A 22906-nucleotide genomic window follows, 5' to 3' on the forward strand; every position below is an offset into this window, starting at 1 on the left:
GACACACCGCGCTCAAAGGCCAACCACCCGCCAGCCGCGTCCCCAACCTCACGGGTCAGTACAGCTAGGCGACCACCCGGGAACCGGCCGCCACGTCCGCCGTACGGGCCCTGATCCGCGTTCTGCGCTCCCTTGGCCAAGGCTCCCCCGAACGCGCGAAAGCCCAGCTCAGGGCGGTGTGATCCAGTCCGCCGTCTCAGATAGTAGGAAGTCCGAGTAATTGTGCAGACAGAAGCGGGTCACTCCCTTAGTTTTGTAGGAGCCGAACGTCTCGCTCGATCCAGCGAATGGCGGTCGTGAGCCGGGCCCCGTGCAGGCAACCCCTGCGGCCGGTGCTCCCCGCCCCTTCCGGCGTCTCGTAACCCCCTTCCTTGCCGTGCTCCACGTATGCCGAAGGAGTCGATCGCCATGGCCGAGACGACCGTCCGCCGCCGAGTCCGCCACGTGTCCCGCACGAGCGAGTCCGACCGCAAGAACGCCGCCGCCGCCCTCCAGCGCGCCCTGGACCGCCGGGACAACGGCGGCGAGACCGGCCACTGAGCCGGACCACCGGCCGGGAGCCGCACCCCGTCGGGGTGCGGCGCGGCCCTCATCCGCCGCGCCGCACCTCGAAGTGGTCGATCCGCCGCCCGTCCTGGGCCAGCGCCGACACCGCGAGCCGTGGCGCCGCGCCGGCCCGCACCTCCACCGAGAGCAGCGAGAAGCCGGTGTAGCGCACCCGCGACCACTCCACCGTCTCCGGCGCCCGGTCCCTGCCCTTCGTCCACGCGAAGGTCTCCACCGCCCGGTGCCGGGTGACGTGTCCCTCGTAGCTGTCCGCCACGCCCGACGGGAAGCCGTACAGGTCCCGGCCGCCGCCGCCCGCCGTGACGTACACGGTGCCGTCCCGGCCGGGGTCGGTGGACCCGCCGACGGGCACCGCCCGTCCGGGCGCGCCGTCCTTGATCGCGTCCGTGCGCTCGTACACGTGGTTGTGGCCGTTGATCACCAGGTCCACCCGGTGCTTGCCGAACAGCGGCAGCCACTCCCGCCGGACGCCCCCGTCCGAGGCGTGCCGCGAGGTGGAGTAGGCGCAGTGGTGGAAGAAGACGACCACGAAGTCGATCCCGTCGGCCGCGCGCAGCCGCCCCAGCGTCCGGTCCAGCCACGCCGTCTGCCGGCCGCCGCTGTGCCCGAGGTTGGCGGGGATCTCGTACGACACGTCGTTGGCGTCCAGCGCGACGAAGCCGGCGTTGCCGTAGGTGAACGCGTAGGCGCCCGGTGTGCCGTGCGGGTCGAAGCCGGTCTCCGGCAGACGGAAGCGGGCCAGCTGGCCGCCGTAGCCGTCCGGCGAGTACCAGGCCTCCATGTCGTGGTTGCCGGTGGTCACCATCCACGGCACGGACCGGGCGACGTGCTCGTTCTGCTTCAGGAACAGGTCCCAGGAGGCGGGGTCGTAGCCGTCCGTCGTCCGGCCCGTTCCGCTGACGTCGGCGTAGCAGATGTCACCGGCGTGCAGGTGGAAGGCGGGCTTCTGGCGCAGCATCAGATCGTCGCTGGTGTGCGCCGCCCGGCCCACGCCCTGGTCGCCGAAGGCCGTGAACACGAAGCGTTCCGCACGCGCGGGCGCCGTGCGGAAGGAGGCGATGGCCGCGCGGTGGGCGGGGGCGGTGGGTTCCCAGCCGTCGTGGCCGACGCCGTAGTAGTACGTCGTGCCGGGCGCGAGGCCGTCCACGGACGCGTGCACGTAGTACTGCTCCAGCGCGGGCCGCACGCCCTCCACCCCGGGCGTGCGCAGCGGGCGGATCTCGGCCGGGACCCGGTGCCCGAGGGCGTCGGGGCGCGTGCCGACCCGCACGTACGGCCGCTTCACCGCCAGCGGCACCTGCCAGGAGATCCGCATCCGCGTCCGGGGGTCGGCGCCGAAGGCGAGGTGCCGGCCGAAGGGGGCCACCGCCGAGCCGGGCGCCCGCGAGGTGGCCGGGGCGGCGGTGCCCGGCTTCCCCGCGAACGCGGTGTCGCAGCCGGTCAGCAGGCCGCTCGCCACCGCACCCGCCGTCACCAGCGTGCGGCGGCGCACCAGGCGGCTGCGCAGGTACTCGTACTGCTCGGCCATGCTCAGCCGCTCGGCGAGCGGGCGGGGGATGCCGACGTCGGGAGTGTCCATGTCCCGGACCGTTCCCCCGGTGTCCGACATCCTTGCCGCACACGGGTGAACGTCGACCGACGGGCGGACACCGGCAACCCGTCCGGGTGTCCGTATGGCGGACGGTACGTGTCATCACCTGGGACGCGGAGTAGGGTGCCCGCATGTCTCGCAGCATCAATCTCGCAGTGATCCCCGGTGACGGCATCGGCCAGGAGGTCGTGGCCGAGGGTCTCAAGGTCCTCTCCGCCGTCCTGCCGCAGGATGTGAAGCTGGAGACCAAGGAGTACGACTTCGGCGCCAAGCGCTACCACGCCACCGGTGAGACCCTCACCGACGCCGACCTCGACTCCCTCAAGCAGCACGACGCCATCCTGCTGGGCGCCATCGGCGACCCGTCGGTGCCGTCCGGCGTCCTGGAGCGCGGCTTCCTGCTCAAGCTCCGCTTCGCCTTCGACCACCACGTCAACCTGCGCCCGTCGAAGCTGCTCCCGGGTGTCGCCACCCCGCTCGCCGGCCAGCCGGAGATCGACTTCGTCGTCGTCCGCGAGGGCACCGAGGGCCCGTACACCGGCAACGGCGGCACCATCCGCAAGGGCACCGCGCACGAGGTCGCCACCGAGGTGTCCGTCAACACCGCCTTCGGTGTCGAGCGTGTCGTCCGCGACGCCTTCGCGCGCGCCCAGGCCCGCCCGCGCAAGAAGCTCACGCTGGTCCACAAGAACAACGTGCTGACCTTCGCCGGGCACCTGTGGACGAACATCTTCACCAAGGTGGCCGAGGAGTACCCCGAGGTCACCACGGACTACATCCACGTCGACGCCGCGACCATCTACCTGGTCACCGACCCGGGCCGGTTCGACGTCATCGTCACCGACAACCTCTTCGGCGACATCATCACCGACCTCGCCGCGGCCGTCTCCGGCGGCATCGGCGTGGCCGCCTCCGGCAACATCAACCCCACCCGCGAGTTCCCGTCCATGTTCGAGCCGGTCCACGGCTCGGCCCCGGACATCGCCGGCCAGGGCAAGGCCGACCCCACCGCCACCGTCCTGTCCGTGGCCCTGCTGCTGCGCCACCTCGGCTACGACGCCGAGGCCGACCGGATCGACGCGGCGGTCGCCGCCGACCTCACCGAGCGCGCCGGACAGCCGGCCCGCTCCACCTCCGCGATCGGTGACGCGCTCGCCGTACGCGTAGCCGGCTGACCCGCCGCGCTACACCGAGCCGCCGGGTCGCGACCGCACCCGGCGGCTTTTGCCGTGCCTCGCCGGGTGCCACCATCAACCCCTGGACCGCTTCACCCCGATTCCGTCCACTACCGCCGTCCGCGCGATAATCGAACGCGGAGCCGCGGTATGACGGAAAGCTCGGACGTCCTAGCACCGACGACCGGGAGCACAGGCGTGAGCGCGGCCCGTCACTACAACCGGTGAAGGACAATCACTCATGACGACGCCCACGATCGAGCTCAAGCCCTCCGCCAGCCCGCTCGCCGCCACGGAACGGGAGGCGATCCTGGCCAACCCCGGGTTCGGCCGCCACTTCACCGACCACATGGTGACGATCAAGTGGACCGAGGGCCGCGGCTGGCACGACGGTCAGCTCGTTCCGTACGGGCCGATCTCCCTGGACCCGTCCACGCACGTCCTCCACTACGGCCAGGAGATCTTCGAGGGCCTGAAGGCCTACCGCCAGCCCGACGGCTCGGTCGCGCTGTTCCGTCCCGAGGCCAACGCCCGCCGCTTCCGCAACTCCGCCCGCCGCATGGCCATGGCCGAGCTGCCCGAGGAGCTGTTCATCGCCGCGCTGGACGCGCTGCTCACCCAGGACGCCGACTGGGTCCCGCCGCACGGCGGCGAGGCCTCCCTCTACCTGCGGCCGTTCATGTTCGCCACGGAGGCCGCGCTCGGCGTGCACCCGGCGAACGAGTACCTGTTCATGCTGATCGCCTCCCCGTCCGGCGCGTACTTCGCCGGCGGTGTGAAGCCGGTGACCATCTGGGTCTCGGAGGACCACGTCCGCGCCGTCCCGGGCGGTACCGGCGACGCCAAGACCGGCGGCAACTACGCCGCGTCCCTGCTGCCGCAGGCCGAGGCCGCCGCGCACGGCTGCGACCAGGTCGTCTACCTCGACGCGGTCACCCGCACCAAAGTCGAGGAGAGCGGCAGCATGAACGTCGCGTTCGTCTACGGCGACCGGATCGTCACCCCGTCGCTCACCGGCTCCATCCTGGAGGGCATCACCCGTGACTCCCTCCTCCAGGTCGCCCGCGACCTCGGCTACACCGCCGAGGAAGGGGTGGTCACCCTCCAGCAGTGGCGCGAGGACGCCGCGTCCGGTGCGCTGACCGAGGTGTTCGCGTGCGGTACCGCCGCCGTGGTCACGCCGATCGGTCACGTCAAGACCAAGACCGACCAGTGGTCCCACGGCGACGGCACGCCCGGACCGGTCACCGGGCGTCTGCGCGAGGCGCTGCTGGGCATCCAGCGGGGCCTGACCGAGGACAAGCGCGGCTGGATGCACCGGGTCGGTTAAGAACGCGGCCTGAAGCGCCCCGGAGGGGTGCCGGGCGTCCGCGGGTCCAGTCCGGCTGGGCACGTGGTCCCCCGCACCCCTCCGGGGCGCTTCTCGTTGGGCACCCCACCGCACGCCCGAGTTAGAGCACTGCTCAAAGCGAAAGGATCAGTTCGTCCGGACAGTGCTTCTCTTTCACGGTTTCTCTGTTTAGAGTGATGCTCAAATCTGGGGAAGCCAAGGAGGTGCCGGGTCGTGCGACTGACCCCCACGGAACGTGACCGGCTGCTGCTCTTCGGGGCCGCCGAGCTGGCCCGGGCCCGCCGGGCGCGCGGCCTGAAGCTGAACGTGCCCGAGGCGACCGCGCTGATCGCGGACACCGTCTGCGAGGCCGCCCGCGACGGCAAGCGGCTCGCCGAGGCCGTCGAGGCGGCACGGTCGGTGCTCGGTCCCGAGGACGTCCTGCCCGGTGTCGCCGACGTCGTCGCCGAGGTGATGGTCGAGGCCGTCTTCGACGACGGCTCCCGGCTCGCGGTCGTCTCCGACCCCATCGGCTGGGGATCCCCCCGCGAAGCAGGGACAGGCCTGGGCGCGGACGCCCCGGGCGCGTTGCTCCCCGGCCCCGGGCACGCCGACCCCGAGCCCGTCGTCCGGCTCCGCGTCACCAACACCGCGGGCGTGCCGGTCTCCGTCACCTCCCACTTCCACTTCTTCGAGGCCAACCCCCGCCTCGACTTCGACCGCGAGCGGGCCTACGGCATGCGGCTCGCCGTACCCGCCGGATCCTCGGTCCGCTTCGGGCCGGGGGAGAGCGAGGAGGTCGGGCTCGTGCCGATCGGCGGCGAGCGGATCGCGATCGGCTTCGCCGGACTGGTCGACGGGCCGCTGGACGCGCCGGGCGCGAAGGAGGAAGCCCTCCGCAGGGCCGCCGCCTGCGGATACCTGGGAGCGACCCCGGAAGGAGGCGAGGAGCGATGAGCCGCTCGAAGGGACGAGAGGTGAGCCGGTCGATCCACGTCGACCCGCACGCCTACGCCGCCACCCACGGCCCCCGCGCCGGCGACCGCGTCCGCCTCGGCGACTCCGGGCTCACCGTCCGCGTCGAGTCCGACTCCCAGCGGTACGGCGACGAGTTCCTGGCCGGCTTCGGCAAGACCGCCCGCGACGGACTGCACCTGAAGGCCGCCGCCGTCCGGGACACCTGTGACGTGGTGATCAGCAACGTCGTCGTGATCGACGCGGTGCAGGGGATCAGGAAGGTGTCCATCGGCATCCGCGAGGGCCGTATTTGCGCCATCGGCCGGGCCGGCAACCCGGACACCCTGGACGGCGTGGACGTCGTCGTCGGCACGGGCACCTCGATCGTCTCCGGCGAGGGGCTGATCGCCACCGCCGGCGCCGTCGACACCCATGTGCACCTGCTGTCGCCGCGCATCATGGAGGCGTCCCTCGCCTCCGGCGTCACCACGATCATCGGGCAGGAGTTCGGCCCGGTGTGGGGCGTCGGCGTCAACTCGCCCTGGGCGCTGCGGCACGCCTTCGGCGCCTTCGACGCCTGGCCGGTCAACATCGGCTTCCTGGGCCGGGGTTCGTCCTCCCACGCGGCGCCGCTCGTCGAGGCCCTGGCCGAAGGAGGGGCGAGCGGCTTCAAGGTGCACGAGGACATGGGCGCCCACACCCGCGCCCTCGACACCGCGCTCCGGGTCGCCGAGGAGCACGACGTCCAAGTCGCCCTGCACAGCGACGGGTTGAACGAGTGCCTTTCGGTCGAGGACACCCTGCGGGTGCTGGAGGGCCGCACGATCCACGCCTTCCACATCGAGGGCTGCGGCGGCGGACACGTGCCCAACGTGCTGAAGATGGCCGGCGTCCCGAACGTCATCGGCTCCTCCACCAACCCCACCCTGCCCTTCGGCCGGGACGCGGTCGCCGAGCACTACGGCATGATCGTCTCCGTCCACGACCTGAAGACCGACCTGCCCGGCGACGCGGCCATGGCCCGCGACCGGATCCGGGCCGGCACGATGGGCGCCGAGGACGTGCTCCACGACCTGGGCGCGATCGGCATCACCTCCTCCGACGCCCAGGGCATGGGCCGGGCCGGTGAGACGGTCCGCCGCACCTTCGCCATGGCCGGCAAGATGAAGGCCGAGCTGGGCCCGCTGGAAGGCGACGGCGAGGGCGACGACAACGCGCGCGTCCTGCGCTACCTGGCCAAGCTGACCATCAACCCGGCCATCGCGCACGGGCTCTCCCACGAGGTCGGCTCGATCGAGGTGGGCAAGCTCGCCGACATCGTGCTGTGGCGCCCGGAGTACTTCGGGGCCAAACCGCAGCTCGTCCTCAAGGCCGGCTTCCCGGCGTACGGCGTGGTCGGCGACCCCAACGCGGCCACCGACACCTGCGAACCCCTCGTCCTGGGACCGCAGTTCGGGGCGTACGGCGCCACGGCCGCCGACCTCTCGGTGGCGTTCGTCGCCCGCGCCGCCGTCGACCAGGGCAACGACCGGATGCCGACCCGGCGCAGAAGGGTCGCGGTGCGCGGCACCCGGGGCATCGGCCCCGCCGACCTGCGCCTGAACTCCCGTACCGGAGCGGTGGACGTCGACCGGCGCACCGGCCTGGTCACCCTCGACGGCGACCCGATCCGCTCGGAACCGGCCGACTCCGTCTCCCTCAACCGCCTCTACTTCCTCTAAGGACCCGCGCCATGAGCACCCCCGCCGCCGACGGCTTCCGCATGCCCGCCGAGTGGGCCCCCCACGAGCGCACCTGGATGGCCTGGCCGAGCCCCAACCCCACCTTCGACGACCCGGGCGACCTGGCCGCCGCCCGGACCGCCTGGGCGTCCGTGGCCCGCGCCGTCCGCCGCTTCGAACCGGTGACGGTCGTGTGCGGCCCCGGGCAGTCGGAGGAGGCCGGGGCGCTGCTCGGCCCCGGTGTCGACACGGTCGAGCGGGACCTGGACGACGCGTGGATGCGGGACACCGGCCCCACCTTCCTCACCGACGGCCGGGGCCGACTGGCCGCCGTGGACTGGACGTTCAACGGCTGGGGCGCCCAGGACTGGGCCCGCTGGGAGCACGACTCCCGGATCGGTGCGTACGTGTCCGACCTCGCGGGCGCCAAGACGTACGCCTCGAAGCTGGTCAACGAGGGCGGTGCGATCCACGTCGACGGCGAGGGCACCGTGCTGCTCACCGAGACCGTGCAGCTCGGTCCCGAGCGCAACCCCGACTGGACCAAGGAGGAGGTCGAGGCGGAGATCCACGCCCACCTCGGCACCAGCAAGGCGATATGGCTGCCGCGCGGCCTGACCGGCGACTACCCTCCCCACGGCTTCGGCACCCTCGGCCATGTCGACATCGTCGCCGCGTTCGCCCGGCCGGGTGTCGTGGTCGCCCACCACCAGCCGGACCCGGCACACCCCGACCACGAGGTCACCCAGGAGGTCATCGGCCTGCTGAGGTCGGCGACCGACGCCCGGGGCCGGCGCCTGGAGGTCGTGGAGGTGCCCGCGCCGACCGCCCTGGAGGCCGACGGGCACTGGGCCGACTACTCCTACATCAACCACTACCTCTGCAACGGCGGCGTGGTGCTGTGCGGGTTCGACGACCCGCGCGACGAGATCGCCGCCGGGATCTTCCGGCGCCTGTTCCCGGAGCGGACGGTGACGCTGGTGGACGCGCGTACGATCTTCGCGGGCGGGGGCGGTATCCACTGCATCACGCAACAGCAGCCGAAGGTCTGACACACACGGGAGCAGGAGATGACCGGTGCGGGCCGGGCGCGCAGGAACGCGCCGCCGCGCGAGGAGGTCCTCGCCGCCGCCATGGACATGATCGCCGAGCGCGGTCTGGAGAAGCTCACCATGGCGGGGCTGGGCCGCGAGGTCGGCATGAGCAGCGGCCACCTGCTGTACTACTTCCGCTCCAAGGACGAGCTGCTGCTGCGGACGCTGGAGTGGAGCGAGGGCCGGCTCGGCGCGGAGCGGGGCCGCCTGCTGGCCCGTCCCGGGAGCGCGCGGGAGCGGCTGTCCGCGTACGTCGACCTGTACGTGCCCGACGGCCACCGCGACCCGCACTGGACGCTGTGGCTGGAGGTCTGGAACCGGTCGCAGAACGCCGACGAGGACGCGCGGGCCCGGCAGGCGGCGATCGAGGGCGCGTGGCACCGGGACCTGGTCGCGCTGATCGCCGAGGGGATCTCGCGGGGGGAGTTCCGGCGGGTGGACGCGGACCGCTTCGCGACGAGGCTGCGCGCGCTGCTGGACGGGTTCTCGATCCACGTGGCGATCGGGTTGCGGGGCACCGACCGGGAACAAGTCCTCGCGCATGTCGGGGAGTTCGTCGAGGAGGGGCTCGCCGCACCCCCCTAGCGGCCCAACTCCGACGGCGCACCGGAATCGTTTTCTTCGCCACCGGGCAGGTAACGGCCCATGGGACGACAACACTGGAAGAAGATCTGGGTCGGCTCGGCGGGCAACATGGTCGAGTGGTTCGACTGGTTCGTGTACGCGAGCTTCGCCACCTACTTCGCCGGCGCGTTCTTCCCGAGCGGCAACCCCACCGCCCAGATGATGAACACCGCCGGCATCTTCGCCGTCGGTTTCTTCATGCGCCCCGTCGGCGGCTGGCTGCTGGGCAGGGTCGGTGACCGCAAGGGCCGCAAGGCGGCGCTGACCCTGACCGTCACGCTCATGTCGGCCTCGGCGATCCTCATCGCCGTCGCCCCCACCTACGGGGTCGCCGGCTACGGCGGAGCCCTCGTGCTGCTCGTCGCCCGGCTGCTCCAGGGCCTGTCGGTGGGCGGCGAGTACGCGGCCAGCGCCACCTATCTGACCGAGGCATCCGACCCCGGGCGGCGCGGCTTCGCGTCCAGCTTCCAGTACGTGTCCATGACCGCCGGCCAGATCGTCGGCCTCGGCCTCCAGATCGTCCTCCAGCGCACCATGTCCGACGCCGCCCTGCACAGCTACGGCTGGCGCATCCCGTTCGTCGTCGGCGCGCTCGGCGCGGCCGTCATCTTCTACCTGCGCCGGAACATGCTGGAGACCGAGGTGTACGAGGAGGACACCTCGCACTCCGAGGAGCGCGGCACCCTGCGCGCGCTGGGGCGGCACAAGCGGGAGGCGTTCCTGGTGGTCGCCCTCACCATGGGCGGCACGGTGGCGTACTACACGTACACCACCTACCTGACGAAGTACCTGTCCAACTCCGCGGGGCTGTCCAAGCAGACCGCCACTCTCGTCTCGTTCACCGCGCTGATCGTCTTCGCCTGCCTCCAGCCGCTCGCGGGCGCCCTCTCCGACCGCATCGGCCGCCGCCCGCTGCTGATCACGTTCGCCGTCGGGTCCACCTTCCTCACGGTTCCGATCATGACGCTGCTCCAGCACGCGGACGGCTACTGGCCCGCCCTCGGCCTCGCCCTGCTCGCGCTGGTCGTGGTCACCGGCTACACCTCCATCAACGCCTGTGTGAAGGCCGAGCTCTTCCCGACCGGCGTCCGCGCGCTCGGTGTCGCCCTGCCGTACGCCATCGCCAACGCCCTCTTCGGCGGCACCGCAGAGTACGTCGCCCTGTGGTTCAAGAAGGGCGGCATCGAGTCCGGCTTCTACTGGTACGTGGCCGGCTGCGCCGCCGTGTCCCTCGTGGTGTACGTCACCATGCGGGAGACCAAGGACCTGGATCTGACCCGGGTGCGGGCGGGCGAGGATTCCACGCTGACGCCCGCATCCTGAGACGGTCGGTGAGTCGGGGGCCGGGCTGTGCCAGACTGCCCCCGTGCTCTCGTTCGCCATGATTATCGGCAGCAGGCGCGCCGGTCCGCAGTGACCACCTCGTACGACCAGGTGCGGGTGGCCACCGTCGTCCTCGACCCGCGCGCAGACCTCTCGCACCCGCGAGGGGTTTTTTCGTTTTCCGGCCCACCTTCAGCCGGTGACGGAGCGCGAGGGACCATGGAGGAACGGTGGAGCCGGTCATTCCGGTACAGACCGAAGATTTCCCACAGGAGCCTTGAGACATGACCGAGACGGCAACCAGCGAGCTCGACGACTCGTTCCACGTCTTCGACACCACGCTGCGCGACGGCGCGCAGCGCGAGGGCATCAACCTCACCGTCGCGGACAAGCTCGCCATCGCCCGGCACCTGGACGACTTCGGCGTGGGCTTCATCGAGGGCGGCTGGCCCGGCGCGAACCCCCGCGACACGGAGTTCTTCGCCCGCGCGCAAGCGGAGATCGACTTCCAGCACGCCCAGCTCGTCGCCTTCGGCGCCACCCGCCGCGCCGGCACCACAGCCGCAGAGGACCCGCAGGTCAAGGCCCTGCTGAGCTCGGGCGCCCCGGTGATCACCCTGGTCGCCAAGTCGCACGACCGGCACGTGGAGCTGGCGCTGCGCACCACCCTGGAGGAGAACCTGGAGATGGTCCGCGACACGGTGTCGTACCTGCGCGAGCAGGGCCGCCGGGTCTTCGTGGACTGCGAGCACTTCTTCGACGGCTACCGCGCCAACCCCGAGTACGCCAAGGCGGTCGTGCGCACCGCCTCCGAGGCCGGCGCCGACGTCGTCGTCCTGTGCGACACCAACGGCGGCATGCTCCCCGCCCAGGTCCACGCGGTCGTCTCCACCGTCCTCGCCGACACCGGCGCCCGGCTCGGCATCCACGCCCAGGACGACACCGGCTGCGCGGTCGCCAACACCCTGGCCGCCGTCGACGGGGGCGCCACCCACGTGCAGTGCACGGCCAACGGCTACGGCGAGCGCGTCGGCAACGCCAACCTGTTCCCGGTGGCCGCCGCCCTGGAACTGAAGTACGGCAAGAAGGTGCTGCCCGAGGGCCGGCTGCGCGAGATGACCCGCATCTCCCACGCCATCGCCGAGGTCGTCAACCTGACGCCGTCGACCCACCAGCCGTACGTGGGCGTCTCCGCCTTCGCGCACAAGGCCGGCCTGCACGCCTCCGCCATCAAGGTCGACCCGGACCTGTACCAGCACATCGACCCCGAGCGGGTCGGCAACACCATGCGCATGCTCGTCTCCGACATGGCGGGCCGCGCCTCGGTCGAGCTGAAGGGCAAGGAGCTGGGCATCGACCTGAGCGGCGACCGCGAGCTGGTCGGCCGGGTGGTCGAGCGGGTGAAGGAGCGGGAGCTCAAGGGCTACACGTACGAGGCGGCGGACGCCTCGTTCGAGCTGCTGCTGCGCGGCGAGGCCGAGGGCAGGCCGCTGAAGTACTTCGACGTCGAGTCCTGGCGGGCCATCGTCGAGGACCGGCCCGACGGCACCCACGCCAACGAGGCCACGGTCAAGCTATGGGCCAAGAGCGAGCGGATCGTCGCCACCGCCGAGGGCAACGGCCCGGTCAACGCCCTGGACCGCGCCCTGCGCGTGGCCCTGGAGAAGATCTACCCGCAGCTCGCCAAGCTGGACCTGGTCGACTACAAGGTCCGCATCCTGGAGGGCAAGCACGGCACCCAGTCCACCACCCGCGTGCTGATCTCCACCTCGGACGGCTCCGGCGAGTGGGCCACGGTCGGCGTGGCCGAGAACGTCATCGCCGCCTCCTGGCAGGCCCTGGAGGACGCGTACACGTACGGCCTCCTCCGCGCGGGCGTGGAGCCCGCCCAGTAGCCACAGTGGAGGCATGACCTCAGACACCCACGACGTGCTGTCCCGGGCCCGGGTCGCGACCAGGCTGCCCGCCCGGGACCTGGACCGGGCCCGCCGCTTCTACGCCGAGAAGCTCGGCCTGTACCCGGTGGACGAACGGCCCGGCGGGCTGCTGTACCGCTGCGCGGGCGTGGACTTCGTCGTGTTCCGCTCGACGGGGGCCTCGCCCGGCACCTTCACCCAGATGGCCTTCGAGGTGGACGACATCGAGGCGGCCGTCACCGAGCTGCGCGACCGGGGCGTCGAGTTCCAGGAGGTCGACGTGCCCGGCCTGCGCACCCGGGGCGGCATCGCCGAGATCGAGGGCAACTACCCGAGCAAGGGCGCGCGGGCGGAGCGGGGCGCGTGGTTCCGGGACAGCGAGGGCAACCTGCTGGGCATCGGCCAGCTCATCCTGTGAGGCGCGCCGGCCGGTCCCGCGCCGCTCAGGGCGCCCGCCAGATGTTGTCGAAGGCGATGTTCTCGATGCGGCGCCGCTCGCGCACCGCCTCCAGCTCGGTGACCGCGTCGCCGACCGCCGCCAGGACGGTGGTCACCGCCTCGTCGTCGAGTCCGGAGGAGGCCGTCCGGTCGGGCTCGATGCCCAGGGTGCCCGCGAGGCCGGTCAGCACGGGGTCGTGGGAGTCCCAGCGGTCGGTCGCGTGCCGCCGGGCGGCGGTGTCGGCCGGGGTCTCGCCCCCGCCCCGGCCCGGCCACCAGTGCCGGTGCTTGCCGGTGAGCTGCCCGTCGGCTTCCAGGACGTCCCGGTAGGCCACGGCCAGCCCCTCGCCGCGCCGCCACAGCCAGTCCTCGACCGTCTCGTACGGCTCCTCGCGGACGAGCCTCGCCCCGGCCTCGTCCAGCAGCCGGTCACCCGTGGTCAGCACCGGTCCGGGCACGATGCGCTCACCGTCCAGGGCGAGCGCACGGGCGCCGAGCAGGTCGATCAGCTCGGCCCCGGCGAGCGCCAGCGACAGGTCGCCCTGCTCGACGGGGTGCTCGCCCGGTACGTCCAGGCTGACGAGGAACAGGTCCTGCGGTGTCGTCATGGGGGCTCCAGGTCACCGGCCGTCGCTTACGGCCGGGGTCGTTCGGATGGGACTTACGGCGGACCGGCGGCGGGACGCCGATGCCGCGCGGTTCCCCGACCGGCTGCGGGCCGGCCTCCTTCATCGTCCCCCAGCCGCCGGACGGCCGCCGCTCAGCACGCGTCGGCGGCGAGCCGCTCGAACGCGGCGAGGCTCATCGCCCGGTCGTCCGCCCAGACCTGGCCGGGCTCCAGCCGGTCGATCTGCTCGCCGGTGAACTCCACGACCCCGTTGTAGGGGTCACCGCCGGCGTAGTGCCCGAACCGGAGGACGTACCGGTGCCGGGGCAGGAGGTGCCGGCTGCCCCGGTGGCGGGCGTGCCAGGCGGCGGGCGGGTCGAAGAGGGGGAAGTCGGCGTCGCCGCGCAGGCCGTCCTTCTTCGCGTCCCACCCGGTGGTGACCGGACCCTTCCCGGCGCCCCGGGCCCGCCCGTCGAGGTCCGGGCCCTGGTAACCGTCGTCACCGCACGGACGGAACACCGCGTACGGCGTCCCGTCCGGCGCGGCCCGCACCCCCGCGAGCGGCAGGTCGACGGCGCCACAGCCGCTGAGCAGCAGCATCCCGCCGGCGATCCCCGCCGCCACGGCCCCCGTACGCCGCATCTCCCGCCTTACCGCCTCACCGCAGGGTCCACTTCTGGTTGGCGGCGCCGGTGCACGACCAGATCTGGGCCCGGGCCCCGTTCGCCGACGAGTTGTCGGTGACGTCGAGGCACTTGTTCGCCGCCGTGTTCACCACATCACTCGTGGCGGCGTTGTACGACCACCGTTGGGCACCGGTTCCGTTGCAGTCGTACAACTGCACCTTGGCCCCGTCCGCCGTCGAAGCGGAGCTCACGTCCAGGCACTTGCCGAGCGCCTGGATCGACCCGTCGGCCTGGACGGTCCACTGCTGGGCCGCGCTGCCGTTGCAGTCGTAGAGCTGCACCGCCGTGCCGTTGGCGCTCGAACCGCCCGCCACGTCCAGGCACTTGCCGGCGAGGCCGACGAAGGCTCCGGTCCTGGCGCCGCCGCCGGACTGGGTGCCGGACCAGGTGAAGGTGGCCGAGGTGTTGCCGGGCAGTGAGTAAGTGGCGTGCTGCGCACCCCAGTTGATCGTCACGGTCCGGGCCGACGAGGAGTCGTTGTACGCGATCAGCGCCTTGCTGCCGTCCGGGTTGCGCCAGGCGACGTTCGGCACCGCGGTGGAGGCGGTGGAGGCGATGCGCTGGGCGCCGGGGCGGACGAACTTGGTGAGGTGGCCCATGTCGTAGTACTCGACGGTGTAGTCCACGGTCCCGCTCGCGCCGTCGCCGTTGTGCACGGTGATCAGACCGGTGCAGGTGCCGCAGCCGCCGTTGTGCGGGCCCATGTTCTGGTCCACGGCCAGCGACCACTTGGTCACCGACTTCGCCCAGTTGCGGGTGTAGTCGATGATGTTGGACATGTCCTCGCGCTGCTGGTCGGCGATCCAGGTGCCGCCGGAGTGCTCGGTGCCGAAGGCGTCCAGCGCGGGGTACTGGTTGTGCACGGTCGTCTGCTTGGCGATGTCACCGCCGTAGCCGTGCCAGGCGATGCCGCCGAAGTTGGGGTGGTTGCGGACGGCCGGGTCGTCCACGGTCTGGGCCGCGTAGGAGTCGTAGACGTCCCAGTTCCAGTCGTGCGCCAGCACCTTGGTGGTCAGGCCCGCCGCCTGGAGCCCCGGCAGCAGTGCGTTCTTGGTGAAGTACGCGAGTCCGCTGGCGTTCCAGCTCATCGACGGGTAGCCGGAACAGCAGGTCGGCTCGTTCTGCGCGGTGACGTAGGAGACGTTGACGCCCTGGTCCTTGTACGCCTGGAGGTACTTCACGAAGTAGGAGGCGTACGCCCCGTAGTCCTCGGACTTCAGCCAGCCGCCGTTGAGCGAGCCGCTGTCCTTCATCCAGGCCGGTGCCGTCCACGGCGAGGCCATCACGGTCAGGGACGGGTTGAGCTGGAGCGCCTGCCGGGTCAGCGGGACGACGTCGGCCAGGTCGTGCGCGATGGAGAACTTCGCCAGGGACGGGTCGGTCTGCCCGGCCGGCACGTCGTCGTAGGTGTAGCCGTACCGGGCGAGGTCGGAGGCGCCCATCGGGTTGCGCAGGAACGACAGGCCGATGCCGTCCGTCGGCGAGAACAGCTTGCGCATGGTCGCGTCCCGGGTCGCCTGGGACAGCGCCCCGCTGCTGTTCATCAGCCAGGCGGCGGTGTCCGTGAAGGACGCGCCGCCGCCGGTGAAGGTCTGGTAGCGGGTGTTCTCGTCGACGGTGATGTTCTCGCCGCTCCCGCCCGCCCCGGACTGGAAGGCGAACGGGGTCTGCGGCTGGAGGCCGCGTACGACGTGCCGGCCGGCGGAGTCGTCGGTGGTGGTGAGCCAGGCGGTCACCTGCTCACCGGCCGCGTGCGCGGGGGGTACGGCCACACTGAGACCGGCTGCGGAGAGCAGCCCGGCGAGCAGCAGCCGGACTGTGCGGGGGGATCTCCTCATGGTGCGTCGCCCTTCCTCTCGGATCGGCGGAGCTGACGGATCGTCTTGACGGGGGTGTGGGCCCCTAGTTAACTCACGGCGTGAGCTAAGCCCTGAGTGAACCACGAGAGCCGAGGGAAGGTCCATGCGAAGAACCGCCCTGCTCGCCTCCGCCGCACTCCTCGCCGGTCTGCTGCCCTGGGCGGCGACCGCGCGAGCCGCCGACGAGCCCGCCCCCGTACCCGTCGACCGCTTCGAGGGCGAGGTGCCCTTCGCCTCGCAGCCCGCCGAGGGCATCTTCACCTGGGGCGGCGACGCCGACGACCCGCCCACCCTCCGCCTCGCCGACCGCGCCGACGCCCCCGAGGGAGGCAAGGTCCTCGCCGGCAGCTACGACATCAGCGGCTACGGCGGCTTCACCCACGACTTCGCCGCCACCGCGCCCGCCCACGACTGGTCCGCCCACCAGGGCATCCGGTTCTGGTGGGAGGGGCGGAACACCGGCAAGAGGATCCCCTTCGAGATCAAGGACGGCGGGGCGAACGGCGAGGCGTCCGAACTGTGGACCACCTCCTTCACCGACGACTTCACCGGCTGGAAGCAGATCCAGCTCCCCTTCACCGACTTCGCCTACCGCACCGACTACCAGCCCGTCGGCGGCATCGACCACGTCCTCGGCCTCAAGGAGATGTGGGGCTACGCCCTGACCCTCCCGGCCGGCGCCAAGGGCGACTTCGCCATGGACGGCGTGGAGCTGTACGGCAGGGCCGACCAGGCGCTGCGCGCCTCCGTCACCACCGACGCGCCCGTGCACCCGGTCGAGGAGGGCGGCACGGCGAAGGTGAAGGTCACCGTGGCCACCACCGGTGAGCAGCCCCTCACCGACCCCGTGACCGTCACCTACGCCACCGGGGACGGCACCGCGACCGCCGGCCGGGACTACACCCCCGTCTCCGGCACCCTCACCTTCCCGGCCGGCACCGCCTCCGGCACCGTGCGGACCATCGCCGTGCCCACCCGCCGGGACCGGGCGGCCGAACCCGCCGAGACCATCCCGCTGAAGCTCACCGTCACCGGCGCGAAGGCCCCCGTCGAGACCCCGCAGGTCGTGATCGACGCGCACGGACTGCCGTACCTGAACGCCAAGTTGCCGGTGAAGAAGCGGGTCGCGGACCTGCTGGGCCGGATGTCCCTGGCGGAGAAGGCCGGCCAGATGACCCAGGCCGAACGCGGCGCGATGACCCAGCCGAACGACATCGCCGCCTACGCCCTCGGCTCCCTGCTCTCCGGCGGCGGCTCGACGCCCACGCCCAACACGCCCGAGGCGTGGGCGAAGATGATCGACGCCTTCCAGCTGCGGACCCAGGCGACACGCTTCCAGATCCCGCTGGTCTACGGCGTCGACGCGGTCCACGGCCACAACAACCTCTCCGGCGCCACGGTCATGCCGCACAACATCGGCATCGGCGCCACCCGCGATCCCCAACTGGCCTACCGGACCGGCGCGGTGACGGCCGCCGAGGTGCGCGCGACCGGCGTCCCCTGGGACTTCGCGCCCTGCCTGTGCGTGAGCCGCGACGAACGCTGGGGCCGCTCCTACGAGTCCTTCGGCGAGGACCCGGCACTCGTGGACTCCATGGAGACCGTGATCCAGGGCCTCCAGGGACGCGCCGACGGCAAGGACCTGAAGCGCGGCGACAAGGTGCTGGCCACGGCCAAGCACTTCGTCGGCGACGGCGGCACCGCCTACGGCTCCTCGACCACCGGGAAGTACACCATCGACCAGGGCGTCACCAAGGTCACCCGCGAGGAGCTGGAGGACATCCACCTCGCGCCGTTCCGCACGGCCGTCGAGCGGGGCGTCGGCACGGTCATGCCGTCGTACTCCTCCCTCGACATCGCCGGCGACGGCAAGGGCGCGGTGAAGATGCACGCCCGCGGCGACATGATCAACGGCGTGCTCAAGGGCCGCATGGGCTTCGACGGCTTCGTCATCAGCGACTGGAACGCCATCGACCAGCTGCCCGGCGACTACGCGTCCCACGTCCGCACCTCGGTCAACGCGGGCGTCGACATGATGATGGTGCCGTACACCTACAAGGAGTTCAGCACCGCGCTCGTCGACGAGGTGAAGGCGGGCCGGGTCAGCGAGCAGCGGATCGACGACGCCGTCTCCCGCATCCTCACCGAGAAGTTCGAGCTGGGCCTCTTCGAGCACCCGTACGCCGACACCAGCGGGGCCGCCGCCATCGGCTCCCCGGCCCACCGGGAGGTCGCCCGCCGGGCCGCCGCCGAGTCGCAGGTGCTGCTGAAGAACGCGGGCGGGCTGCTGCCGCTGAAGAAGAGCGAGAAGGTGTACGTCGCCGGGTCCAACGCCGACGACATCGGCAACCAGACCGGCGGCTGGACCCTCACCTGGCAGGGCGCCTCCGGCAACACCGTCCCCGGCACGACCATCCTCCAGGGTCTGCGCGAGGCGGGCGGGAACGTCACCTACTCCAAGGACGCCTCCGCTCCCACCGGCGGCTACGACGTCGGAGTGGTCGTGGTCGGCGAGACCCCGTACGCCGAGGGCGTCGGCGACGTCGGCAACGGCCACTCGCTGTCCCTGTCCGCCGCCGACCAGGCCGCCGTCGACAAGGTGTGCGCGGCCATGAAGTGCGCGGTGCTGGTCGTCTCCGGCCGCCCGCAGCTCGTCGGCGACCGGCTGGACGAGATCGACGCCCTGGTCGCCTCCTGGCTGCCCGGCACCGAGGGCGAGGGCGTCGCCGACGTCCTCTACGGCGCCCGCCCCTTCACCGGACAGCTCCCGGTCACCTGGCCCAAGTCGGAGGCACAGCTGCCGATCAACGTGGGCGACACGGCGTACGACCCGCAGTTCCCGTACGGCTGGGGCCTGACCACCCGCACCGACGTCCCGAAGGGCGGTACGGCCACCCTGCGCGACCTCGCCGTCCGGGCGGCCAAGGCCGAGCGGCACCGCGACGAGCGCACCGGGCGCGCACTGGTCACCCAGGCCCGGCTGCTCGTCCAGCAGAAGGCGGACGGCCACCTCACGGCGGCCGTGGCGAAGCCCTTCGCCGACGCCGACCACCTGCTGCTGACCGGCAGGTACGGAAAGGCGGTGGAGAAGCTGGCGGAGGCCTACCGGGCAGCTTGATCCCGACGCCGGACGAGTAACCGGTTTGGGGAGGCTTCGGGTAGTTTCAAGGTATGAAGGACGTGCCGCGGACCCGAAGCCTCCCCGCCCTGCTGCTGACCGCCCTCGTCCTGGCGCTGGCGACCCTGTACGCGCCCGGGGCGAGCGCGGACACCAGCGTCTCCACGATCGCGCAGGCGCTGCGCAAGAGCCCGGTCTACGTCGACCCGGCGGCCCGGGACCAGCTGTCCGCCGCGGACGCCGACACGCTCGCCACCCGGATCAAGGACGCCGGCAAACCCCTGTTCATCGCCGTCCTCCCGGCCGGCTACCCCACCACGAACCTCTTCGCCGACCTGCGCTCCGCGACCGGCGTCACCGGCCTCTACGGCATCCGCCTCGGCGACCGCTTCGACGCCCGCGCCGACTCCTCCGTCATGTCGGCCACGGCCCGGCAGAACCTGGTCGGCAGCGTCCAGGGCGAGGACGCCAAGGCCCAGCTCGCCGACTTCACCGACCGCGCCCTGGCCAACATGGGCGGCCACGCCCCCAGCAGCTGGGGCGGCTCGGCCGACGGCGGCGGTGCGTCGGCCACGGCACTGATCACGACGGCCGCCGTCCTGGTGGCCGCGGGCGGTGGCGCGTACGCGCTGGTCCGCCGCAGCCGCCGGCGCCGTGAGGAGGAGCAGCGGGCCGCGCTGGACCGGCTGCGGGTGGTCGTGGACGAGGACATCACCGCCTTCGGCGAGGAACTCGACCGCCTGGACTTCCACCCCTCGGAAGCGGGCGCCGACGACGCGATGCGCGCCGACTACGAGCGCGCGCTGGACGCCTACGAGACCGCCAAGCAGCGCATGGCCGCGGCACGGAAGCCGGAGGACGTCCGGTCGGTCACCGAGGCGGTGGAGGACGGCCGCTTCTCCCTCGCCCAGCTGGCCGCCCGCCGCGAGGGCCGCCCACTCCCGGAGCGCCGCCCGCCCTGCTTCTTCGACCCCCGGCACGGCCCCTCGGTCACCGACGCCACCTGGACCCCGCCCGGCGGCGCCCCGCGCGAGGTCCCGGTCTGCGCCGCCGACGCCACCCGTCTGGCCGACGGCCGCGACCCCGTGATCCGCGAGGTCGACACCGACTACGGCCGCCGCCCCTACTGGGACGCCGGCCCGGCCTACGGCCCCTGGGCCGGCGGCTACTTCGGCGGCGGCCTCCTCCCCGGCCTCCTCGTCGGCACCCTGCTGGGCAGCGTGATGGCGACCCCCACGTACGCCGCCGACTACGGCACCGGATACGGCGACTTCGGCGGGGGAGGCTACGAGGGCGGCGACGTCTCCGGCACCGACTTCGACCCCGGCGACTTCAGCGGCGGCTTCGGCGACGGGGGCGGCTTCGACGGCGGGGGCGGGGGAGGGGACTTCGGCGGGGGCTTCTGAGCGGCGTGCTGCCGCTCAGCGGGCGATGCCGTCGAGGAAACGGGTCCAGGTGACGGGGGAGAGGGTGAGGGTGGGGCCGGGGGTGGGGCCGGCGGTGGTTTTGGAGTCGCGGATGTGGATGGTGGTGGGGTGGGCGGCTACCTCTACGCAGTTGCCGCCTTCGCTGGAGCTGTAGCTGGACTTGCGCCAGGTGTACGCGAGTTCGACGCAGTCGCCGCCCTCACTACCGCTGTAACTCGACTTGAACCATGCCAGTGCTGCGGTCGTCATGACTCTCCTAGCAGTCCCATCAGAAGGCGCTCGCTCTTGTCGCAGGAGAGCGCCTGTGACCGCAGCATCCCATACTTGTGGTAATAGTCGCTGACCTCATCCGGGTCATCCACGAGGAAGCTCGCGCGCTGGACTTCCAGGTAGACCAGCCGTTCGTGCTCCGGAGTCTCCAGGAGCACCATGGGTCCGTCGAGTGCCGCGTGAGGCCTCTGGTGCATGGGCATGATCTGGAAGCTCATGTGAATGGGCCGCGTGTACTCCAGGATCTGCCGGATCTGCGCACGCATTACCTCCGGCCCGCCGACCTCCCGTCGCAGGATGCTCTCTTCCAGAATGAAGTGCCCCACCGGTGGCCTGTCCCGCTGCCAGATCAACTGTCGTTCCATGCGGGCCTGCACCCACTGCTCTGCGGTCTCGCTCCCGATCGCCGGGTACCGGTAGTCGAACACGGCGCGGCAGTACTCAGGTGTCTGGAGGAGCCCCGGAACCGCCAGACTCTGGTACGAGAGGACGCCCAACGCCTCCTGCTCATGATCCACCAGCCCCTGCGCGAACTGAACGATCCGGTCCCGTACCGGCAGCTTGGCCACCACCACCGTTAACGCCCCGCCGGTGTCCAGGAGTTCGTCGAACTGCTCGGCGCGATCCGGCTGTAGGGCCAGCCTCCCCTGCTCGATCGACCTCACCGTGTCGACCGCGAGGTTCGCCGACTCCGCGAACTGTTCCTGCGTGAGGCGCGTCTTCTTCCGGAAGTGCGCCACCAGCGCGCCGACCGCGTACCACGAACCGACCTTCTTGGGCCTCGATGCCACGTGCATGGCCGTTCCTTTCCCCCGTATGCACCCCAAGCTCTCGTAGTGGACTCGTAGCAATGAGAACTACGACTTCACTCACTGACCCAGTGTAGTGACGCACAGTGACACTCGCGGCATGAACGCAGAACCCCGACACCCCCGCACACGCCAGACCTTCTACCGCAGGGACCGCAGGTCGGTACGGCTCGCGCGGGAGTTCGCCCATGAGGCCCTGACGGACTGGGCCACGGCCGAGCGCAGCGACGACGTACTGCTCTGCGTGAGTGAGTTGGCGACCAACGCCCTCATCCACGGCGTCCCCGCAGGCCGAGGCTTCCTGCTCCGGCTGACCCTGCACACGGACGGTGTCCTCCGCGTCGAGGTGCACGACAGTGGTCCGGGCGAGGTGCGGATTCCGGAGCCGACTCCGGAGGCGGAGCACGGCCGGGGACTGCTCCTCGTCGCGGCCCTCGCGGACAAGTGGGGGGTGGGGGAGCGGAGCCCCGGCAAGATCGTGTGGTGCGAGTTCGCGGTGCGGGGTGACGAGGTGGCCGTTCCAGGTCGGCCGCGGTGAGCGTGGGATGACGTGGCCGTTGGGCCGCCCGCTTCTCGGCCAGTGTCGTGCTTCCACGGTCCGCGTCAAGGGCGCTGCGCGTCGCCTTCGGCGATGGGCCTCCGGCCCACCCATGACCCGGCCCGCTCCAGCACGGGGCAGAAGCGAGCGGGCGGCCCGGAAAGAGGGTGGCCCGAGCGGGGTTCGCGGCTACCGGGGTTGCGTCGCCCCGTCGGCGGACGGACGCCCCCGCGCCTCGCCGGCACGCCGGGTGGGCTCAGCGGCGAACGGCGGGTGGGTGGGGAGGGGCTGGCGTCCCATGAGCCCCTCAGGTCACACGGGTTCGGCGATTGGCGGATTTGGGCCACTTCCGCCAACGGCCCAGCCCGCTGACCTGCTTGTTTGCTGTAGTGCTTGGTACAAATCCGCCAATCGCGGTGTGAGGGGGCCGCCCCGCCCACCGGCCGCAAGCCGCTGAACCCACCCGGCGTGCGGGCGAGGCGCGTCCGCGTGCCCTCGCCGACGGGGCGCACCCGGCTGGCCTGGGGGCCCGTTGCCGCTGGGCCACCGCTGTTCCGGGGCGCTCGCTCGCTTCTTCCCCGGGCCGGAGCGAGGTGTGTCAAGGGTGGCCCGGAGGGCCATCGCCGAAGGCGACGCGGAACGCGCCCTTGACCCACCTCGCGGAAGCCCGACACTGGCCGGGAAGCGAGCGGACCAAGGATCACCTGTTGCCGACGGACACCGTGCCCACCCTCCGTCGGCTGCCGGACGCTCACGCGTTCTTGATCGCCGAGATGTCGAAGACGAGCTTGATCTTGTCGGAGACCAGGACACCGCCCGTCTCCAGCGCCGCGTTCCAGGTCAGGCCCCACTCCGA

General features: G+C 71.8%; 19 protein-coding genes and 1 pseudogene. 13 read left to right on the forward strand and 7 right to left on the reverse strand.

What is annotated here, in order from left to right; translation table 11 throughout:
- Positions 1 to 408 precede the first annotated feature (408 nt).
- Positions 409 to 540 carry a hypothetical protein gene (locus tag IE294_RS49225; protein WP_015493350.1) on the forward strand — a complete coding sequence of 44 codons (132 nt, stop codon included), beginning with the start codon at positions 409 to 411 and terminating at the stop codon, positions 538 to 540.
- Between the two features lie 49 nt (positions 541 to 589).
- On the opposite strand, the gene IE294_RS42795 is transcribed toward IE294_RS49225, so the two are convergent.
- Positions 590 to 2146: a purple acid phosphatase family protein gene (locus IE294_RS42795; RefSeq protein WP_189894765.1), complete on the reverse strand. Its 1557-nt coding sequence runs from the start codon at positions 2144 to 2146 to the stop codon at positions 590 to 592.
- A gap of 143 nt (positions 2147 to 2289) precedes the next feature.
- Between IE294_RS42795 and IE294_RS42800 the strand changes: the two genes are divergently transcribed.
- From IE294_RS42800 to IE294_RS42840, 9 genes are all read left to right on the forward strand, one after another.
- The gene (locus IE294_RS42800) at positions 2290 to 3333 is read left to right on the forward strand and encodes a 3-isopropylmalate dehydrogenase (RefSeq protein ID WP_189894766.1); all 1044 of its coding nucleotides are present in this window, start codon (positions 2290 to 2292) and stop codon (positions 3331 to 3333) included.
- A gap of 241 nt (positions 3334 to 3574) precedes the next feature.
- Positions 3575 to 4663 carry a branched-chain amino acid aminotransferase gene (locus IE294_RS42805; protein WP_189894767.1) on the forward strand — a complete coding sequence of 363 codons (1089 nt, stop codon included), beginning with the start codon at positions 3575 to 3577 and terminating at the stop codon, positions 4661 to 4663.
- A gap of 234 nt (positions 4664 to 4897) precedes the next feature.
- Positions 4898 to 5620, forward strand: a complete 723-nt coding sequence (gene ureA, locus IE294_RS42810; RefSeq protein ID WP_189894768.1) for an urease subunit gamma — start codon at positions 4898 to 4900, stop codon at positions 5618 to 5620.
- Positions 5617 to 7341, forward strand: coding sequence for an urease subunit alpha (locus IE294_RS42815; protein ID WP_189894769.1), 1725 nt, complete (start codon positions 5617 to 5619; stop codon positions 7339 to 7341). Before ureA ends, IE294_RS42815 begins: the two co-directional genes overlap by 4 nt.
- An 11-nt stretch (positions 7342 to 7352) precedes the next feature.
- Positions 7353 to 8393: an agmatine deiminase family protein gene (locus tag IE294_RS42820; RefSeq protein WP_189894770.1), complete on the forward strand. Its 1041-nt coding sequence runs from the start codon at positions 7353 to 7355 to the stop codon at positions 8391 to 8393.
- An 18-nt stretch (positions 8394 to 8411) separates the two neighbouring features.
- Entirely contained in the window at positions 8412 to 9020 is a 609-nt protein-coding gene (locus IE294_RS42825; RefSeq protein WP_189894771.1) for a TetR/AcrR family transcriptional regulator, read from the forward strand.
- Between the two features lie 60 nt (positions 9021 to 9080).
- Entirely contained in the window at positions 9081 to 10382 is a 1302-nt protein-coding gene (locus IE294_RS42830; RefSeq protein WP_189894772.1) for an MFS transporter, read from the forward strand.
- A 284-nt stretch (positions 10383 to 10666) separates the two neighbouring features.
- Entirely contained in the window at positions 10667 to 12277 is a 1611-nt protein-coding gene (gene cimA, locus IE294_RS42835) for a citramalate synthase (RefSeq protein WP_189894773.1), read from the forward strand.
- 13 nt (positions 12278 to 12290) lie between these two features.
- Complete coding sequence (locus IE294_RS42840; protein ID WP_189894774.1) at positions 12291 to 12716, forward strand: VOC family protein; 426 nt, start codon at positions 12291 to 12293, stop codon at positions 12714 to 12716.
- 25 nt (positions 12717 to 12741) lie between these two features.
- Here IE294_RS42840 and IE294_RS42845 read toward each other — a convergent pair whose 3' ends face one another.
- The 3 genes from IE294_RS42845 to IE294_RS42855 form a co-directional block, all read right to left on the reverse strand.
- On the reverse strand, positions 12742 to 13344 hold the full coding sequence (locus tag IE294_RS42845; protein ID WP_189894775.1) for a GOLPH3/VPS74 family protein: 603 nt from the start codon (positions 13342 to 13344) through the stop codon (positions 12742 to 12744).
- A gap of 152 nt (positions 13345 to 13496) precedes the next feature.
- On the reverse strand, positions 13497 to 13985 hold the full coding sequence (locus tag IE294_RS42850) for a hypothetical protein (RefSeq protein ID WP_229917997.1): 489 nt from the start codon (positions 13983 to 13985) through the stop codon (positions 13497 to 13499).
- A gap of 16 nt (positions 13986 to 14001) precedes the next feature.
- Positions 14002 to 15867, reverse strand: a complete 1866-nt coding sequence (locus IE294_RS42855; protein ID WP_189894776.1) for a ricin-type beta-trefoil lectin domain protein — start codon at positions 15865 to 15867, stop codon at positions 14002 to 14004.
- A 124-nt stretch (positions 15868 to 15991) separates the two neighbouring features.
- Between IE294_RS42855 and IE294_RS42860 the strand changes: the two genes are divergently transcribed.
- Together IE294_RS42860 and IE294_RS42865 are read left to right on the forward strand one after the other, a co-directional pair.
- Positions 15992 to 19006 carry a glycoside hydrolase family 3 protein gene (locus IE294_RS42860; RefSeq protein WP_189894777.1) on the forward strand — a complete coding sequence of 1005 codons (3015 nt, stop codon included), beginning with the start codon at positions 15992 to 15994 and terminating at the stop codon, positions 19004 to 19006.
- Positions 19007 to 19059: 53 nt separating this feature from the next.
- The gene (locus IE294_RS42865; protein WP_189894778.1) at positions 19060 to 20412 is read left to right on the forward strand and encodes a hypothetical protein; all 1353 of its coding nucleotides are present in this window, start codon (positions 19060 to 19062) and stop codon (positions 20410 to 20412) included.
- A gap of 15 nt (positions 20413 to 20427) precedes the next feature.
- On the opposite strand, the gene IE294_RS42870 is transcribed toward IE294_RS42865, so the two are convergent.
- Together IE294_RS42870 and IE294_RS42875 are read right to left on the reverse strand one after the other, a co-directional pair.
- A complete protein-coding gene (locus tag IE294_RS42870) occupies positions 20428 to 20682 on the reverse strand; it encodes a DUF397 domain-containing protein (RefSeq protein WP_189894779.1) in 255 nt (84 codons plus the stop codon).
- Entirely contained in the window at positions 20679 to 21500 is an 822-nt protein-coding gene (locus IE294_RS42875) for a helix-turn-helix domain-containing protein (RefSeq protein ID WP_189894780.1), read from the reverse strand. The genes IE294_RS42870 and IE294_RS42875 overlap by 4 nt, the downstream gene beginning before the upstream one ends.
- Before the next feature lie 112 nt (positions 21501 to 21612).
- On the opposite strand from IE294_RS42875, the gene IE294_RS42880 reads away from it, so the two are divergent.
- Positions 21613 to 22050 carry an ATP-binding protein gene (locus tag IE294_RS42880; RefSeq protein WP_059264119.1) on the forward strand — a complete coding sequence of 146 codons (438 nt, stop codon included), beginning with the start codon at positions 21613 to 21615 and terminating at the stop codon, positions 22048 to 22050.
- A 751-nt stretch (positions 22051 to 22801) separates the two neighbouring features.
- On the opposite strand, the pseudogene IE294_RS42885 reads toward IE294_RS42880, so the two are convergent.
- Positions 22802 to 22906: pseudogene (locus tag IE294_RS42885) on the reverse strand (YceI family protein); the annotation flags it as partial.

Source organism: Streptomyces canarius (assembly GCF_014650735.1).
GTDB classification, from domain to species: Bacteria; Actinomycetota; Actinomycetes; order Streptomycetales; family Streptomycetaceae; genus Streptomyces; species Streptomyces olivaceoviridis.